This is a genomic window from Akkermansia muciniphila, from assembly GCF_040616545.1.
In the GTDB taxonomy this organism is placed as follows: Bacteria; Verrucomicrobiota; Verrucomicrobiia; order Verrucomicrobiales; family Akkermansiaceae; genus Akkermansia; species Akkermansia muciniphila_E.
In genome coordinates this window covers 2962194-2978215 of record NZ_CP156688.1, presented here as the reverse complement: position 1 = coordinate 2978215, position 16022 = coordinate 2962194, and the positions used below count along the sequence as shown (strand labels likewise).

Below are 16022 nucleotides of genomic sequence, written 5' to 3'. Positions count from 1 at the left end.
TGATGGTTCATGAAAGTCTTGCCATGGAGGTCTTGCCGCCCAGCGGGTCCTTGATGGGGGGAGGGGCAATTCCCGGAGCCTTGTCTCCGGCAGGGGAGGACGGCTGGCCGTTTTCCCGGGGCAGCTCCGGCAGGTTATCCGTGGGGGCGGCAGGCGTTCCCGGCGTCTGGGGGCCTGCCTTGGGAGCTTGCGTCGCGGGCGCGGGGGCCGCTCCCGGAGCAAGGGGGACGTCCAGCACCGTGTCCTGTGCCGCGCGGCGGTTGGCCGCGTCCTTGGCCTCCAGGGACTTGCGCAGGGCCGTCTCCGATTCCGAATTCCAGTACCCGGAATCCAGTTCAATGTAAATATTGGAATAGGGCAGGGACGTCCTGGTCTTGATGACCAGCACGTTGAACTGCTTGGCGGCGTCTTCGATCAGGGAATTGATCGTGCGGCTCATCAACTCAAAATGCTGGCGTCCCGGAAGCATCTTGTTGATATTATTGCGGTAACGCTTGACGCCAGGAGCGTAATCCTCCGTGACGCTGCGCAGTTCAGAGCTGACCATGATGCGGGGAACCACATGGGCCTCCTCCTCCAGCATATTCAGCACGTCCATGAGCACTTCATCTGACGTCTTGTCGGAAACCATGGTCTTGATGCCCGCGCCCGTATAGGCGGGGAAGGAGGACTCCGCAATGACAATCCAGTTTCTGGCTCCCACGATCGCCAGATTTTTATACAACTGGTCCCTCCATTCCTGCTCTGCCGGATTTGCGTCCTGGCAGCCGCTGAGCAGGCTGATGATACACACGGGCAGAATGAGGGGGAGTCGGGTCATGGGATGGGCCCCGCCTTGCGGGGCTGGAAAATGGGCTAGAATTTATGGGACCGGGGTTCGCGGCATGCACTGGGGCAGCGGCCCTGTTCCGTGGCGAATGGCGCGCCCTGCGTGGGGGCTGCCTCCGTGAAGGCGACGCCGGGCAACTCAGTAGGTACGCCCTGAACCGGGAAATCCTTTCGCAAAGGAAAATAAGGATAGCCTTCCCACATCAGAATCCGGCGTAAATCCGGGTGGCCGGAGAATTTAATGCCCATCAGGTCCCACACTTCGCGTTCGTGCCAGTTGGCGGACTGGAAGAGTCCAGAGACGGAGGGCACTTCCTCACCGTCGTCCACCTTCGTCTTGAGGCTCAGGTTCACGCCCGTTTCCGCCTGCGTCAGCGTGTAGTTGACTTCAAAGCGGGGGCTCTCTCCCATATTGTCCACGGAGCAAAGGTTCACGATCATGTCAAATCCGGCGGAATCCCGCAGCCAGCGCACGACGTCCGCCACGGCGTGGCGTGCGACGGTCAGCGTAACGTCTCCGCGGAACTCATAGCGGTCCGTGATGACGTCTTTCCCAAAGCGTTTCTGGGCGTTGTCTGCGGCGGTCTTGATCTGTGATTCTAGAGAAGGCATGAAAAAGGAATGGTAAAAGGTGGAACGGTAGGAAAACAGTCGGGGGTCTGGCGTGTTATTCGAGGGGCATTTCCGTATCGACCGGAACGGGGGCGTTGGCTTCGCGCGGCTCTTCCTTCTTGAAGAAGGTGCGCGCGGGCTGCTGGGTATCCAGCTTCTTGCGCAGGGTGAGCAGCGCTTCCAGAATGGCTTCCGGGCGGGGGGGGCAGCCGGAAATATAAACGTCCACAGGAATAATCTTGTCCACGCCCTGGAGCACGGAATAAGAGCGGAACATGCCGCCGGTGGAGGCGCAGGCGCCCATGGCGATGCACCACTTGGGCTCCGGCATCTGGTCCCAGATGCGGCGGACGGCCAGGGCCATCTTGTAGGTAACGGTGCCGGCCACGATCATCACGTCAGCCTGGCGGGGGGAAAAGCGCGTCACTTCAGAACCGAAGCGGGAAAGGTCATACCGGGAGCACGCCACGGCCATGAACTCAATGGCGCAGCAGGAAAGCCCCATCGGCATGGGCCAGAGGGAATTTTTACGAATCCAGTTGATGGCGGCGTCCAGGGTGGTATAGACAAAACTGCCTTCCGCGTTGGAGTCCAGTACTCCTGTTTCGTAAATATTCGTTTCGTTCGTGGTGGCCATGATAACAGATGATTCTTGCTGAAGCCAGATTAGCGAGATGCCTTCAACTCTCAAGCCTTAATTTGGTTCAGCCATGATTTTCTGCGGCCTGTTCCGGCCTTGTTTTCCGGGCGGTCCGGAGCAGGGATGAATAAACCCGCACGGGGTTTCCCCCGTGCGGGTTTTTATCCAACTATATTACCTATGAAACTCAGAACTCCCCATTGTGGGTGGCGGTCTCTCTACCTCCCGCCGCCCGGTTTGTTACTGATGCAGGTTAGAGTCCCGGTGACGGCATGATGTTCAAAAAGTGGAGAAATTTATGACAGAAGCGCTGAAAAGGATTTGTTATGTATTGACGATGAAATGTTAATGTATGACCCCTCTTGGAGGGGATGAAGGCAGACCTTCCATGAATCCGTTCATTTTTCAGACTCAACCGCCCTGCGGGCTTCATGCTTCGCATCCCATCCGACCGGGTACGCCCGGGTTCCGGCGTTCGTACCTGTCTTAAAGCCGTTCCTGAATCAGCACGTGGAAATGGCCGCCCGCGCCATCCTCATCCGTCAGGAAGGCGTCCTGCGGCGTGTTCTCCGCGTAGGGGAGCAGGTAATCCCGCTGGGTCATCAGGGTGACCGTATCCCCCAGGCAATTGCGGGAAAGCTCCAGCAGGTCCGTAAAGTTCACGTCGCACGTCAGGTCCGTGAGGCCGGGGTGCCGGTACAGTTCCTCCCCGCTCAGCACCTGGTGGCTTTTATACCCGCGCAGGGAACCCTTGGGGCGGCGGTAATAAAGGCGCTCCATTTCATCCCCGTAATCCACGATGGTCATGACTCCCTTGCTCCACAGGGGCAGCCAGCCGGTGAACCAGCGCGCGTAGGAATCATGAATCTCCAGACGCTGCCCCGGCTGGGAATCGTACTCCAGCATATGGGAAAAAAGCGGCTTCTGGCGGACGGGGCGCAGTTCCTCCCGCACGGCTCCGTCCTTCACGGCAAGGCCTACCTCCTGCCACCCCTGTTCCGTATACTCAAACACGCGGGCCGGGAAGGCGTCCACCAGCTCGTTGGAAAAAATAAAGGCCCTGCCGTCGCAGTGCTTCAGCGCCTTCTCCATGGTGGCATAAATTCTGGCCTGGCTCCCGAGCAGCAGATGCTGGAATTCCCGCAGCCGGGGGGAGGACTCCACAATCACGTAATCCGTATTCAGGCGGTTCCAGAACCCCAGCTGCTCCAGGACCTTGACGGCCAGCGCGCCGGAACCGGCGCCTATCTCCAGCAGGGGCAGCCGCTTGCCGCAGCGGGCGCAGGCCTCCTTCCAGCGGGCGGCGATGGCTTTTGCCAGAATGGGGGACAGCGTGGGAGTGGTGGAAAAATCCCCGCGGCGCCCGATGTTCTCAATGGATGAAGAATAATACCCCTCCTGCGGGTGGTGCAGGGCCAGCTGCATGAAGGCTTCCAGGGAAAGCCAGCCGCCGGCGGCCGCGATGTGGTCGGAAAGGCGTATCATGCTCAGGGAAAACGGGTCAGGATTTGGACTGCTCCAGCATGCGCAGCAGCGGGGCTTCCGCTCTCTTGCGCAAGTCTTCCGGCAGTTCCACGGCGGGGGAAAGGTCCCGCAGGGCCAGGTACAGTTTTTCCAGCGTGTTCATCTTCATGTACGGGCAGGTGCTGCAGGAGCACTGCTCCGTGGGGGCCGGGATGAACTCCTTGCCCGGCACCAGCTTGCGCAGGCGGTGCAGGATGCCGGATTCCGTAACGATGATGAAGGACCTGGCAGGGCTTTCCGTGCAGTAGGGAATCATCTTCTCCGTGGAGCAGATGTGGTCCGCCAGCAGGCGCACGGCCTCCGTGCACTCCGGGTGGGCCACCACCGGCGCGCCGGGGTGCTTCTCCTTCAGGGCCAGAATCTGGTCCCGCGTAAACTCCATGTGCACGTGGCACGCGCCGTTCCACAGCTCCATGGGGCGGTTCAGCTGACGGCCTACCCAGGCGCCCAGGTTCTGGTCCGGCACGAACAGGATGGGGCGGTCCTCCGGAGCCTGGGACACGATCTTCACGGCATTCCCGGAGGTGACGATCACGTCCGCCAGCGCCTTCACGCCGATGGAGCAGTTCACGTACGCCACCACGTAATAATTCTTATGGGCGTTCTCTTTTAGAAAAGCTTCCAGTTCCCCGGCGTCGCAGGAGGCCTCCAGGGAGCACCCGGCGTCCGCGTCCGGCAGGATGACGGTTTTGTCCGGATTGAGGATTTTGGCGGTCTCCGCCATGAAATGGACGCCGCAGAAGGCGATCACGCCGCAGTCCGTATGCTGGGCCTTGTAGGCCAGCCCCAGGGAATCGCCCACGTAATCGGCCATGTCCTGGATATCCCCAGTCTGGTAGCTGTGCGCCAGAATAATGGCGTTGCGTTCTTGTTTCAGGCGTAAAATTTCCTCTTTCAGGTCAAAAGGTGCCATGCGGGAAAAGATGGGGGGAAGCCCCCGGCAAGTCAAGCATCATGTCCCATGCAGGGCGCACTTGTTGACGGGGGCGGGGAATTGTGGCACAGTCTGGCGCATCATACGATTATGTTTTCACTTTTAGCAGATAAACTGGATAACACGTTCCGGAGGCTGCGCGGCCTGGGCAAGATTTCAGAGAAGAACATTGCGGACGCCCTGCGCGACATCCGGCTGGCGTTGCTGGAAGCGGACGTGGAGTTTGGCGTGGCCCGGGAATTCATTGGCCGCGTGAAGGAGCGCGCCATGGGGCAGGAAGTCCTTAAATCCATCAAGCCCGGGGAACAGATCGTCAAAATCTTCCGGGATGAAATCGCCGCCCTGCTGGGCGGGGACGCCGTGGGGCTGGACCTGACGGACCCCGCCAGAATCATGGTGGTGGGCCTGAACGGCGCGGGCAAAACCACCACCAGCGCGAAGCTGGCCCTGCGTCTGAAAAACGAGGGGCGCCGTCCCCTGCTGGTGGCCTGTGACCTGGTGCGCCCCGCCGCCGTGGACCAGCTGGCCACGCTGGCGGCACAGATAGAAGTGCCCGTGTACAAGCCCGCCCCCGGCAGCCGGGACGTGGTGGCCGTGGCGCGTGAGGCCCTGGAATGGGCCCGGACCCAGAACGGGACCGTGATGATTTTTGACACGGCGGGCCGCCAGGAAGTGGACGAAGCCCTGATTGACGAGCTGCACCACCTGCACGCCTTCCTCTCCCCGCGGGAAACCCTGCTGGTGGTGGACGCCGCTACGGGCCAGCAGGCCGTGAACGTGGCCCAGACCTTTGACCGGGCCGTGAACGTCACGGGCATCGTCCTGACCAAGCTGGACGGGGACGCCCGCGGGGGCGCGGCCCTCTCCATGCGCTCCGTGACGGGCAAGCCCATCAAATTTTCCGGTGAAGGGGAAAAGCTGGACCAGTTCGGCCCCTTTGTCCCCGGCCGCATGGCGGACCGCATCCTGGGCATGGGCGACATCGTGGGGCTGGTGGAGCATGCCGCCGCCCGCATTGACGAGGAGCAGGCGGCCAAATCCATGGACCGCATGATGTCCGGCAAATTTGACTTCAACGACTTCCTGGACCAGATGAAGATGATGCAGAACCTGGGACCGCTGGAAGGCCTGCTGGGCCTGCTCCCCGGCTTCGGCAAAATCAAGAAGCAGCTTCCGGACGGCGCGCTGGACCCCAAAAGGATGAAGCACATGGAAGCCATCGTGCTCTCCATGACGGCCAAGGAAAGGAGCAATCCCAACCTGCTGAACCCGTCCCGCCGCCGCCGCATTGCCGCCGGCTGCGGCCGCTCCCTGATGGAGGTGAACAAGCTCATCAAGAACTTTTCCGAGATGCGCAAGATGATGTCCGGCAAGGGCAAAATGGGCGCCATGATGAAGCAGATGACGGCCATGAAGGGGAAGGGCGGCAAGATGCCCGGCCTTCCCGGCATGGGCGGCGGACTGGGTTCCCTGAAAGGTCTTGGTGGACTCGGCGGAGGATTAGGCGGCCTCTTCGGCGGCCGCAAATAACGGTTGTGACCAGAGGCGCGGCTGTGCAATCAGCCGCGCCTTTTTATTTGCGTGCACGGAGCGCGGCCCTCTTGGCGGCGCCCTTTGCGTGAAAGAACGGCTGGGGCGTTCCCGTACTCCGGGAATGACGGATCAAAGGCGGTTTTACCGGGTAGCGGCTGTGCTGGTTCTGGCCGGCTTGCTGAATGCGGAAAAAGGTAATGCCGTCCCGGCGGAGGAGGTGCTGCTCCCCGCGCCCTCCGCATGCAGGTCTGACCGCTCCGCCGTGGCGCGTCTCCCGCTGCGGCTGGCGGTCTATGCGCCGGAAAAGGATGCTCCCGTGGTGGAAGCTCTCCTGAATGTGCTCAACGCCCAGGGCGTCCTGTCCGGCCTCTCCATGACCGGGGACAGGGAATCCGCAGACGTGGTGTGCTCCGTGGAAGGAACCCCCGCGGGAACGGGAGAAGGATATGAGGCGCGCCTGGACGCCGGGAAGGAGGGCCGGGGCGTGCTGCATTTGAAAGCGGCGGCTCCCTCCGGGCTCTTTTACGCCTGGCAGAGCACGGTGCAGATACTGAACGCCAACCGGACCGCGGAAGGCTTCTCCGTGCCCGTTTTTTCCATCAGGGACGTTCCCCGCTTTGAATGGCGCGGCATCATGCTGGACGTCTCCCGCCACTTCTTCACCATGGCGGAGGTCAAGCGCATGATTGACACCATGTCCCTGTTCAAGCTCAACCGGCTTCACCTGCACCTGACGGACGGGCCCGGCTGGCGCATGGAAATCAAAAAATACCCCCTCCTCACCTCCATGAGCGCGTGGCGCGTGCCGCTGGCCAACGGGGAATGGAACTGGCAGGAAGTGAAGCTGGCCATCCAGGAGAATGACCCGGAGGCCACCTACGGCGGTTTTTACACCCAGGATCAAATGCGGGAAATCATCTCTTATGCCCGCAGCCGCCAGGTCACCATTGTGCCGGAAATAGACCTTCCCGGCCATTCCTACGCGGCCATGCATGCTTACGGGGATTTGATCTGCGACGGGGTGGACTTTCCCGTGGAAGGCAAAAAAGGCCGGGACGCCGTCTGCATGGGGCGTCCGGAAACGCTCCGCTTCGTGAAAGACGTGGTGGATGAACTCAAGGCCGTCTTCCCGCCCGGCTCCCCCATCCATCTGGGCCATGACGAGGTATCCGCGGAAGCATGGAAAAACTGCAAATATTGCCAGAGCCGTCTGAAAGACCTGAAGGAGACGGACCTCAGGGCCCTGAGCCGGGACTTTCTGCGGCAGATTGCGGACTACGTTCGCCAGGGCGGTTATGACGCCATCGTCTGGGATGAAGCCGGGGAGCTGGAGGCGGACAAGCACATCTTCGTCATGGCGTGGCGTGGCAATGACTTTGCCGCGGCGGCGGCCAGAAAAGGGCACCCGGTCATTCTGGCCCCGTGCTCCCACTTCTACTTTGACTACTACCAGTCCGCCGCTCCCACGGAGCCGAAGGCCATCGGGGGCCTGATACCGCTCAGGCAGGTCTACGGCTATGAACTGCCGGAACTCTCCCCGGAGGAGGCCGCCAAGGTGCGCGGCCTCCAGGCCAACATCTGGACGGAATACCTGTACAATATGGGACTGGTGGAATACATGGCGTGGCCCCGCGCCCTGGCGCTGGCCGAACGCGCCTGGAGCGACTGCGACCCGCGGGATTACAAATCCTTCCGCAGCCGCGCGGCCCTGGCCCTGAAACTCCTGGAAAAACTGGCCGTGAAATACCGCCCCATGGATGATGAAGAGTAACCCTCCCCGGAACGGGGACTCTTTAAATTCGTTCGTGAACGTTTCATTTCCTTTCGGCTGCCCCAGAGGCCTGCGGCGCTCCCTGAAGGCTCCCGGCTCCGCATGGTGAAAAGCTCCTACGCCGCTCTTCGGAAAAAGCTTGCGTCCGCAGAAGGGGTTTCCGGGGTTTTATTGACAGGAGAAGCCGGGTCATGTATGAAATGACTCTAGCTGATTGCCTGTTTATGAAAAAATACCGGTTTCTGTTTCTGGCTTCTCTGATGGCCCTCGTGGTGCTTGGCGGCATGGCGGTAATGTCTTGTTCCAACAACTTCAAGCATGTTCCCAAAACGGGATTTGTGACCCATCAGATAAAAAATGGCGACTCCCATATTCCCTTTGACGCATACTGGAATGCTGAGGATAAAAAAGCCTGGAATGACAAGGTGAATGGCGTGGATGGCAAAAAAGTCCTGATGGCCGTCGTTCCGGTGGATACGGTGCACATGGATGTGAGGCCGGATACGGCGGAAGGGTTTGATGCCCTGCGCGGTCTGGCGGAATACTTCCAGAAGAGCGTCACGACCAGCATGGAAAAGGAGGTTGCCGAAAATCCGCATTTTGAAATGGTGCCTCCGGGAACCAGGGGTGCCTATACGCTGGAACTCGCCATCATCTCCATCACGCCCACGAACGCCAAAGCGGGCATCTTTGTCACGGCGTTGAGCGGCATCAAGGGGGGAGGCCTGGTCAAAAAATTCATCAAAAAAGGCCATATCGCCATGGCGGGGCGCCTGCGGGACGAAGAAGGCCGCATCGTCTCCGAATTTGCGGATTATGAGGAAGACCACAGCGCCCTGTTGGGCGTGGATATCAAGGATTTTAAAAAATACGCCCACCATCAGCGCACCATTGACGAATGGTCCCGGGAAATTACGGATGTGTACTCCTCCACCTTCGGACACTGGACGCAGAAGCGCATGATTTCCTTAAATCCCTTTTAGGGGATGAGCTTCCGGAAACCCCGTCCGGGGAGATTGCCTTGCAGCCGGGAGCCCGCAAGCTGAATGGAGTGGTGCCTGCCCGTTCCAGGGACGGCGGAAACCGGGCTTGTCCCTTCTATTCCCCGTATTCCGCCCAGGAACTGCTGGTTTCCCACACGCGCACGCGTTCCAGTGTAACGCAGTCCCGCACGGGGTACTCCCCGCAGCTTTCCTTGGCTTTTTCCAGCGCATGCCGGGCAAAGTTGAAAATGGTGCGCGCCATCACCTCGCTGGTGGGGTCTTCCCGGTCAAACGGGATGATGCGTTCCCCGTACGCGGCCACAAAGGCGGCGTAATTGGGGTCTTCCGTATTCACGCACAGGGAATGGTCAAACTGCTGGAGAAAATCCCCCATCATCTGCTTGACGGCCTTGAAATCCAGCACCATGTCATTGGCGTCCAGCGTATCCGCCCGGAACACCATCTCCACGGAGCGCGTATGGCCATGGGGGAATTTGCAATTGCCGGGGTGCTTGGACAAAAGGTGCCCGCTTTCCAGTTCAATGGATTTGCAGATTCGGTAGGCCATGAGGGCAGGATAGCGTGGGAAGGGGCGGCGGGCAATCCCAATCAGAGTCTGTCTGCGTCCCCCTTTCCTGCGTGAGGAAGGGGCCGTGACGGCTCCGGCTGGCGGTGGGCAGGCTTTTCCTTGCATGCGGCTGTGGTTTCTGTCAACATCCGGAAAACCAGCCTTTTACCCTATGGCCTACCTTTCATGGTCCTTCCTGAAAATGGGAGAAAAATCGGATCGCAGGACAAGCCTCCTTTTCCTGCTCATGGCGGGCATCCCCATCATTTTTACCGCCTTCTTCGTCTTCATGCTGGGGGCGGCTGCGATCTTGTACGCCTGGGCCGCCCTGCTGCCCATGCTTCTTCTCTTCTATCTTCCCTTCGCCCTGCGGAAGGAAAAAGTGCAGGACATCCATGCCCGGAATATCCTGTTTGGCAGGGACCCGCTGACGGTCACTTTCAGGCCGGTGGCGAGGAACTGGGTATATGCCGTTTATGCCGTGCTTCCGGCGTTTCCCCTCCTGTTTTACGGTTGGAAGATGCCCCTGGACAATCTCGGGAACGGAAGGAATCTGGCGGAATTCTTCCTGATGTGGACGTCCCTGTATGCCGTCTTCACGGTGCTGGCGGTTTTCCTGGGAAAGGCGCGGTACTTGAAGCCGGGCAGACTGTTGCTGGCCGCTGGCGCCAATCTGGCGCTGATGCTGCTTTATTCCCTGCTTGGGTGAAGTGGGCGACGCACAGGTTCCGGAGGTTTTCCTGTGAGCGGATTGCGGCACGTGCGGAAAACAGGGCTGAAAGACAGTATTCGGCCGCTTGTGGGCATAACTTCTCAAATGAGAAAATCTTGAAATAAATGTTATTTTATGCACAATCTCCGTGCCGGGTTGGTCCCGGATTGAAAAAGGAGGTGTACCATGTGAATTACTGTATCATACTAACTAGGCTGATTGAATTACTCATTGTAATGTTCAGCTAACGAAAAGCCCCGTCCTGCTGACACAGGACGGGGCGATTTATTAGAGGTGATGTGATTTGTATGATACTAACTGGAGCTACTATAAAAAAATTCCATAAATAGTCAAGAGGGAAAGTCTCCAGGAAATGTCTTGCAAGGTTTTCTGGCGGCTGTGGATTTCCTCATGGAATGCTTGAACGGCGGACCGTGGGATGCTCGGGAGAGTTCACCCAAAAGCCCAAAAGGGATAAAAGAGTGCAGGGATGAAACGATTTTTGTCCCGCTTCCCGTAAGGAAGGATGAGGGATGGCCGCGGCTCTTCCTGTAAAAGCCCCGTAAAAAATCCCCTGTTCCGCGCGGCATGGCGGAACAGGGGGTAAAAATCCGGCGCTCTGTCCGGGCGGCTTAATGTCCGCAGCCGGCGCAGGCCCAGCCTTCGCGGATCTTCGCGAAGAAATCGTTGCCCTTGTCATCCACCAGGATGAAGGCGGGGAAGTCCTCCACCTCAATCTTCCAGATGGCTTCCATGCCCAGTTCCGGATATTCCAGCAATTCCACCTTCTTGATGTTGTCCTTGGCCAGGATGGCGGCGGGACCGCCGATGGAGCCCAGGTAAAAGCCGCCGTGCTTCTGGCAGGCGTCCGTCACCTGCTGGCTGCGGTTGCCCTTGGCGATCATGATCATGGAGCCGCCGTTTTCCTGGAACAGGTCCACGTAGGAATCCATGCGGCCCGCGGTGGTGGGGCCGAAGGAGCCGGAGGGGTACCCTTCCGGGGTCTTGGCCGGACCGGCGTAGTACACGGGGTGGTCCTTCATGTACTGGGGCATGCCTTCACCCTTTTCCAGGCGTTCCTTCAGCTTGGCGTGGGCGATGTCGCGCGCCACGATGATGGTGCCGTTCAGGCTCAGGCGCGTGGTGACGGGGTACTTGCTCAGTTCCGCCAGCACTTCCTTCATCGGGCGGTTCAGGTCAATGGAGACGGACTCGCTGGAGGTCATGCGCAGGGCTTCCGGAATATACTGTCCGGGATTGGTTTCCAGCTGTTCAATGAAGATGCCTTCCGGCGTGATCTTGGCCTTCGCGTTGCGGTCCGCGGAGCAGGAGACGCCCAGGCCTACCGGGCAGGAGGCTCCGTGGCGGGGCAGGCGGATGACGCGCACGTCCAGCGCATACCACTTGCCGCCGAACTGGGCGCCCAGCCCCAGCTTGCAGGCTTCCTCATGCAGTTCCTTTTCCAGCTCCAGGTCGCGGAAGGCGCGGCCGTACTCGTTGCCCGTGGTGGGCAGGTTGTCGTAATACTTGGTGGAGGCCATCTTCACCGTCTTCAGGCACTTTTCCGCGGATGTGCCGCCGATGACGAAGGCGATGTGGTACGGCGGGCAGGCCGCCGTGCCCAGCGTGCTCATCTTCTCCACCAGGAACTTCTTCAGCGTGGCCGGGTTCAGCAGGGCCTTCGTTTCCTGGTAAAGGTAGGTCTTGTTGGCGGAGCCGCCGCCCTTGGCGACGAAGAGGAAGGAGTACTTCATGCCTTCCACGGCTTCAATGTCAATCTGGGCGGGCAGGTTGGTGCCGGTATTCTTCTCCGTGTACATGTCCAGCGCCACCGTCTGGGAATAGCGCAGGTTGTTCTGGGTGTAGGCATCGTAAACGCCGTGGGAAAGCTGTTCGCAGTCATCGCAGCCGGTCCAGACCTGCTGGCCCTTCTTGCCCACGATGGTGGCGGTGCCCGTATCCTGGCAGAAGGGCAGGATGCCGGCGGAGGCTACCTCCGCGTTGCGGAGCATCGTCAGGGCCACGCTCTTGTCATTGGCGCTGGCTTCCGGATCGTCCAGAATGGCGGCCACCTGCTTCAGGTGGGCCGGGCGCAGGAAAAAGGCCACGTCATGGAAGGCTTCCGCGGCCAGCAGGCGCAGGCCCTCCGGCTGTACCTTGAGCATGGGGTGCCCTTCAAAGTCCCCCACGCTCACGTAGTCGGACGTGATGAGGCGGTACTGGGTGTCATCCTTTTCAATGGGAAAAGGGTCCTGGTAATGAAAATCCGGTGTTGCCATAACGGGAGGCAATATAGCGGAGCGCCGCCCCCGGTTCGAGCAAAAAAATCAGGGCCGGTCCAAGCCGGAATCAATCATTAAAAAAGGCTTCTGTTCGCCCAGGGTACGGAAGGGAACGCAGTTTTTAAAGAACCATGGGCAGGCGGGGGACAGCATGTCCCTGAGGATGAAGTACAGTAATTCCCGGTCCATGCGACGTTCCTCCTCCGGGGTGAGGATGTAAATGGCGGAAACAGGCTGAATGGTGGTAACCAGGGGGATTCCCCACATCTGCCACAAGCTGTTTCTGATGTTGAACACCTGGTGCACCTTCCCCCGGAAGGCAATCGCCACGGCCACGTTTCCCGCCGGGCTTCCGTCCATGAAGGAGCGCAGCTTCTTCCGCACCCGGGGCAGCAGGCCGCACGTGATGGTGCCGTTCTGCTCCCGTGACGCGTACCGGACATCCTCCGGGCCAATCAGGGATTCCGGCCGGATGAAGGCCCAGGACGGGACGGGCTCCGGGAAACCGGGGCGGTTGTAAGGAATGGAGCGGAACCCGCTTTTCAGGTGAATGGTTCTTCCCCGCCGGAGTTTCTGGAGGAACCTCTGTTCCAGCTCCGCGCTGCGGGGATGCACGGGATAAATGGCCAGCTCCTTTTTCGCCTCCCGCTGCTGCTGTTCCGTGAGCGGCGGGAGCTGGTTATTGATGGCCGTGCACAGGCCATCCAGCTGGCGGTCATCCCCCGGCACGGGAATGAGGGTGGCATGGGAAGGCGCTCCATGGAGCACGGGCGTGGACAGGATGGCTCCGCGCAGGACTACGGCTATCCTGTCCCTGCCGGGCCGGAGGGCGGCGCAGGCCTGTTCCAGCTTTCTGGCCCCTTCTTCATTCCAGACGATGTTCAGATGCCCCGGATAATCCAGATTGGGGCGTGCGGACTGGGCATAATCCCCGGTGACGATGGGGGCGTTCCCCAGAAACAGGTACTCCTTCTCCGCGTTCTTTCCTTCCTCCGCGCCCGGGCGGCTCCAGAGCCGGTAGCCCGGTACGGAAAGCGTTCCTTCCTTCACCAGCCGGCCGCTGTCCGGATGAACGGCATACAGGGCCAGATCACGGGGAGTGAAGGAAGTCGCCTTTCCGGCGGCAGCCTTGCGGTTAAGCAGTTCAGCCAGGTTTTCAGCTTCATTTTCCCCGTCCAGTCCGGAGACGGTGAAGGTATTGGAAAGAATGGCCATCACTACGGGAGCCGTGGTTACCCTTCCATGGACCAGAACCGCCAGCCGGTCATGCCCCAGATCCATGGCGGAGGTGGTTTCTTTCATGGTTCTTCCGCCCCGTGTGTTCAGGGTGATGTTGATCTGTCCGGGACTGCCCGGATCTGCCTGTGCACGCTCCACCTCCGCTTCCGTGATGACGGGAGTATCTTTCACAAACAGCCGTGTCCGTTTCATTTCCCCATTGTTTCCCCGGAACTCATGCACGCAGGCCGTGTACCCTTCCGGGGCCGGTTTGCCTTTGCCAGCCAGCTCCTGATTGTCCGGATGCACCATCCTGACGGCAATGGCGGGAACGGGCGGAGGAACTGCCTCCGCCAGGGCGGAAAGCGGGAGCCGGAAGGCGGAAAGGAACAGCAGGCAGAGTAGTTGTTTCATTGTTAATACGATAGACACCCTTGGAGATGCCAGGCAAGAAAAAAGAACGGACTGAGGCGCCGCAAGCCTTTGCGTTAATGTCCCCGCCGTGGCCCGCAGGACGCGCCTTCTTCATTAAGATGGTCTTGCTCATGACCGTTCCCGGTTCAGTTGCCGCAAGGCCTTGCGGCGCGCCAGGCGCCGGAATAAAAATCCCCCGAAACCGCAGGGTGCCGGGGGATTTGAGTCAAGGGAACCGTCAGAGGGCGGCCATTCCTGTTCCGGAAGGGCGGTTTACATCCCCTGTAGTTTACTGCCGTGGTTTGCGGCGGGGAGAAGAAGGGGCGGAGGACGAAGAACTGGAAGAGGAAGAAGACTTGGGAGCGCCGTATTCCTCCGGAATTTCCGCAGCCATGGGAGTATCGTTCACGAGGCTGCTTTCGTCGTCGTAATAATTCTTCATCCTCCTTTGGGCGTCCTTGATCAGAGTGGCTTCCGCCCATTCCTCCACTGTCATGTTGTCTCTTCTGGCAGCTTCTTCAATGAGCTTGTAATCCTCCGTGCTCAGCATGACGGCAAAGGGTTTCCAATTGGCTCTTGCCGCCTCCTTCAGTTTTTTCTCTCCTTCCGTCTTTTCCATCATGAGGCGGATGAGAGCTTCCTTGTCCTTGGGGATGGACACTTTGGCAAGCCAGTTGCGGACCGTGTGGGGAGAGACGAAGCATGCTGCCGCAAAATCACTGCGGGAGATGTTCTGGGCTTTCAGCCATGCCTTGATCTGCACCTTGAGTTCATCCTGATTCTCACTCATGTAATGATTTATAACGGGAATGGTGCGATTTTTCAACCTTTTTTGTAAAAGGTCACTTTAATGGTATATTTTCGTTGACTAAAGTACCATTTCAGGTGCATTATGACAGCGTAAGAGGGCTGTTGAAGCCATTATTGCACCAAAAGAAGGATTTTTATGAAGGCGGGAAATAAAAAAAAGAGTCAGAAAAAAATTCAAATCAAGGGGAAAATGCCGTTATCCGTCCATTTTTTCCGGGATGCGGAAGCTGAAGCCCTCCAGGTGGATCGCTGCCTGCTGGACAAAGCTACCCTGATTGCCTCTGCTGTCAAGCGTCTCCGGGAAGATATGGGCAACGGATCGTCCTCCCGTCAAAAACCTTCCGCATGACTCAAGAGATTTATTGGGAACTGCTGGCCTGGTTGTTCCGCTCCTTCCTGGCGGTGACGGCCTTCGCTTTTGTCGTGGCGGGGTACCAGGCGCTGCGGTGCCGCCCCCGGTGCGGGAACGGACAGGGCAGGCGGGAGAATCCGGGAAGAAGGAATGCGCTTCCACGGCGGCAGCCGGGCAGGGGCGCCGGGGAAATTGACTTCTCCCCCCGCCTCCCGTATCTTCCGGGAATGCCCCGCCGTCTTCCGGATAAAACCGCTTTGTCCTCCATGAGCCTTGAAGAGCTTTGGCGTCTGTTCCCCATTATCATAAGTGAGCCCAGGCCGGAATGGGCGGAAATCTACCGGAGGGAGAAGGATGCTCTGGAATCCGCCGTGCCGGGCCATTGCATCCGGCGCCTTTCCCACGTTGGCAGTACCGCCGTTCCCGGCCTCGCAGCCAAGCCCACCATTGACATTCTGCTGGAGGTGGGGCCTGATTCCCTTGTCTTTGAAGTTCCTGCCCTGGTGGAGAAGTGCGGCTACCGGGAGATGCACCGTGACGAGGCTCAGATGCGCCTGGTTCTGGTGAAGGGGTATACGGAAAAAGGCTTCCGGGGGCAGGCTTTCCACCTGCATGTGCGCCCCTGGCGGGACTGGGATGAACTCTACTTCCGGGATTACCTGGCCGCTCACCCGGAGGAGGCGCAGAAGTACGCCGGCCTCAAACACTCTTTAAAAGAGAAGTTTGAGTTCAACCGCGACGCCTATACGGAGGGGAAGACGGAGCTCATTACGGCCATGACCCGCCGGGCGCGGGAGGAAATGCCGGGCAGGTACGTTCCGTAAGGCCCGGGGCGGGGACT

The 16022-nt window shown here is 59.6% G+C and carries 15 protein-coding genes; 6 read left to right on the top strand and 9 right to left on the bottom strand.

Annotated features, from left to right (window positions below):
• Positions 1 to 7: 7 nt before the first annotated feature.
• The 5 genes from ABGM91_RS12085 to nadA form a co-directional block, all read right to left on the bottom strand.
• The gene (locus ABGM91_RS12085) at positions 8 to 820 is read right to left on the bottom strand and encodes a hypothetical protein (protein ID WP_354832653.1); all 813 of its coding nucleotides are present in this window, start codon (positions 818 to 820) and stop codon (positions 8 to 10) included.
• 35 nt (positions 821 to 855) lie between these two features.
• Entirely contained in the window at positions 856 to 1440 is a 585-nt protein-coding gene (locus ABGM91_RS12080) for an NADH-quinone oxidoreductase subunit C (protein ID WP_215428485.1), read from the bottom strand.
• Positions 1441 to 1495: 55 nt separating this feature from the next.
• On the bottom strand, positions 1496 to 2077 hold the full coding sequence (gene nuoB / locus ABGM91_RS12075) for an NADH-quinone oxidoreductase subunit NuoB (protein WP_215428486.1): 582 nt from the start codon (positions 2075 to 2077) through the stop codon (positions 1496 to 1498).
• Between the two features lie 489 nt (positions 2078 to 2566).
• Entirely contained in the window at positions 2567 to 3565 is a 999-nt protein-coding gene (locus tag ABGM91_RS12070; RefSeq protein WP_354832650.1) for an SAM-dependent methyltransferase, read from the bottom strand.
• Between the two features lie 16 nt (positions 3566 to 3581).
• The gene (gene nadA / locus ABGM91_RS12065; protein WP_215428488.1) at positions 3582 to 4517 is read right to left on the bottom strand and encodes a quinolinate synthase NadA; all 936 of its coding nucleotides are present in this window, start codon (positions 4515 to 4517) and stop codon (positions 3582 to 3584) included.
• A gap of 111 nt (positions 4518 to 4628) precedes the next feature.
• Between nadA and ffh the strand changes: the two genes are divergently transcribed.
• From ffh to ABGM91_RS12050, 3 genes are all read left to right on the top strand, one after another.
• Positions 4629 to 6068 (top strand): signal recognition particle protein, encoded by a 1440-nt coding sequence (gene ffh, locus ABGM91_RS12060; protein WP_354832648.1) that lies wholly within the window; start codon positions 4629 to 4631, stop codon positions 6066 to 6068.
• A 124-nt stretch (positions 6069 to 6192) separates the two neighbouring features.
• Positions 6193 to 7842, top strand: coding sequence for a beta-N-acetylhexosaminidase (locus ABGM91_RS12055; RefSeq protein ID WP_354832646.1), 1650 nt, complete (start codon positions 6193 to 6195; stop codon positions 7840 to 7842).
• Between the two features lie 224 nt (positions 7843 to 8066).
• On the top strand, positions 8067 to 8825 hold the full coding sequence (locus tag ABGM91_RS12050; protein WP_354832644.1) for a hypothetical protein: 759 nt from the start codon (positions 8067 to 8069) through the stop codon (positions 8823 to 8825).
• A gap of 115 nt (positions 8826 to 8940) precedes the next feature.
• Here the strand turns inward: ABGM91_RS12050 and ABGM91_RS12045 are convergent, their stop codons facing one another.
• Complete coding sequence (locus ABGM91_RS12045) at positions 8941 to 9393, bottom strand: 6-carboxytetrahydropterin synthase (RefSeq protein ID WP_215428492.1); 453 nt, start codon at positions 9391 to 9393, stop codon at positions 8941 to 8943.
• Positions 9394 to 9565: 172 nt separating this feature from the next.
• On the opposite strand from ABGM91_RS12045, the gene ABGM91_RS12040 reads away from it, so the two are divergent.
• Positions 9566 to 10102, top strand: a complete 537-nt coding sequence (locus tag ABGM91_RS12040) for a hypothetical protein (protein ID WP_354832642.1) — start codon at positions 9566 to 9568, stop codon at positions 10100 to 10102.
• 635 nt (positions 10103 to 10737) lie between these two features.
• Here the strand turns inward: ABGM91_RS12040 and ABGM91_RS12035 are convergent.
• The 3 genes from ABGM91_RS12035 to ABGM91_RS12025 all read right to left on the bottom strand — a co-directional run bounded on the left by ABGM91_RS12035 (position 10738) and on the right by ABGM91_RS12025 (position 14809).
• The gene (locus ABGM91_RS12035; protein ID WP_102713342.1) at positions 10738 to 12384 is read right to left on the bottom strand and encodes a fumarate hydratase; all 1647 of its coding nucleotides are present in this window, start codon (positions 12382 to 12384) and stop codon (positions 10738 to 10740) included.
• 48 nt (positions 12385 to 12432) lie between these two features.
• The gene (locus tag ABGM91_RS12030) at positions 12433 to 14019 is read right to left on the bottom strand and encodes a hypothetical protein (protein WP_354832640.1); all 1587 of its coding nucleotides are present in this window, start codon (positions 14017 to 14019) and stop codon (positions 12433 to 12435) included.
• A gap of 289 nt (positions 14020 to 14308) precedes the next feature.
• Positions 14309 to 14809 (bottom strand): hypothetical protein, encoded by a 501-nt coding sequence (locus ABGM91_RS12025; RefSeq protein ID WP_215428495.1) that lies wholly within the window; start codon positions 14807 to 14809, stop codon positions 14309 to 14311.
• Between the two features lie 156 nt (positions 14810 to 14965).
• On the opposite strand from ABGM91_RS12025, the gene ABGM91_RS12020 reads away from it, so the two are divergent.
• Complete coding sequence (locus ABGM91_RS12020; RefSeq protein WP_215428496.1) at positions 14966 to 15178, top strand: hypothetical protein; 213 nt, start codon at positions 14966 to 14968, stop codon at positions 15176 to 15178.
• The gene (locus ABGM91_RS12015; protein ID WP_354832638.1) at positions 15175 to 16005 is read left to right on the top strand and encodes a GrpB family protein; all 831 of its coding nucleotides are present in this window, start codon (positions 15175 to 15177) and stop codon (positions 16003 to 16005) included. Before ABGM91_RS12020 ends, ABGM91_RS12015 begins: the two co-directional genes overlap by 4 nt.
• Positions 16006 to 16022 lie beyond the last annotated feature (17 nt).

Excerpts from the sequence above, each read along its gene's own strand:
- ABGM91_RS12085 (WP_354832653.1), bottom strand. The coding sequence starts at position 820 with ATGACCCGACTCCCCCTCATTCTGCCCGTGTGTATCATCAGCCTGCTC.
- ABGM91_RS12080 (WP_215428485.1), bottom strand. The coding sequence starts at position 1,440 with ATGCCTTCTCTAGAATCACAGATCAAGACCGCCGCAGACAACGCCCAG.
- nuoB (WP_215428486.1), bottom strand. The coding sequence starts at position 2,077 with ATGGCCACCACGAACGAAACGAATATTTACGAAACAGGAGTACTGGAC.
- ABGM91_RS12070 (WP_354832650.1), bottom strand. The coding sequence starts at position 3,565 with ATGATACGCCTTTCCGACCACATCGCGGCCGCCGGCGGCTGGCTTTCC.
- nadA (WP_215428488.1), bottom strand. The coding sequence starts at position 4,517 with ATGGCACCTTTTGACCTGAAAGAGGAAATTTTACGCCTGAAACAAGAA.
- ffh (WP_354832648.1), top strand. The coding sequence starts at position 4,629 with ATGTTTTCACTTTTAGCAGATAAACTGGATAACACGTTCCGGAGGCTG.
- ABGM91_RS12055 (WP_354832646.1), top strand. The coding sequence starts at position 6,193 with ATGACGGATCAAAGGCGGTTTTACCGGGTAGCGGCTGTGCTGGTTCTG.
- ABGM91_RS12050 (WP_354832644.1), top strand. The coding sequence starts at position 8,067 with ATGAAAAAATACCGGTTTCTGTTTCTGGCTTCTCTGATGGCCCTCGTG.
- ABGM91_RS12045 (WP_215428492.1), bottom strand. The coding sequence starts at position 9,393 with ATGGCCTACCGAATCTGCAAATCCATTGAACTGGAAAGCGGGCACCTT.
- ABGM91_RS12040 (WP_354832642.1), top strand. The coding sequence starts at position 9,566 with ATGGCCTACCTTTCATGGTCCTTCCTGAAAATGGGAGAAAAATCGGAT.
- ABGM91_RS12035 (WP_102713342.1), bottom strand. The coding sequence starts at position 12,384 with ATGGCAACACCGGATTTTCATTACCAGGACCCTTTTCCCATTGAAAAG.
- ABGM91_RS12030 (WP_354832640.1), bottom strand. The coding sequence starts at position 14,019 with ATGAAACAACTACTCTGCCTGCTGTTCCTTTCCGCCTTCCGGCTCCCG.
- ABGM91_RS12025 (WP_215428495.1), bottom strand. The coding sequence starts at position 14,809 with ATGAGTGAGAATCAGGATGAACTCAAGGTGCAGATCAAGGCATGGCTG.
- ABGM91_RS12020 (WP_215428496.1), top strand. The coding sequence starts at position 14,966 with ATGAAGGCGGGAAATAAAAAAAAGAGTCAGAAAAAAATTCAAATCAAG.
- ABGM91_RS12015 (WP_354832638.1), top strand. The coding sequence starts at position 15,175 with ATGACTCAAGAGATTTATTGGGAACTGCTGGCCTGGTTGTTCCGCTCC.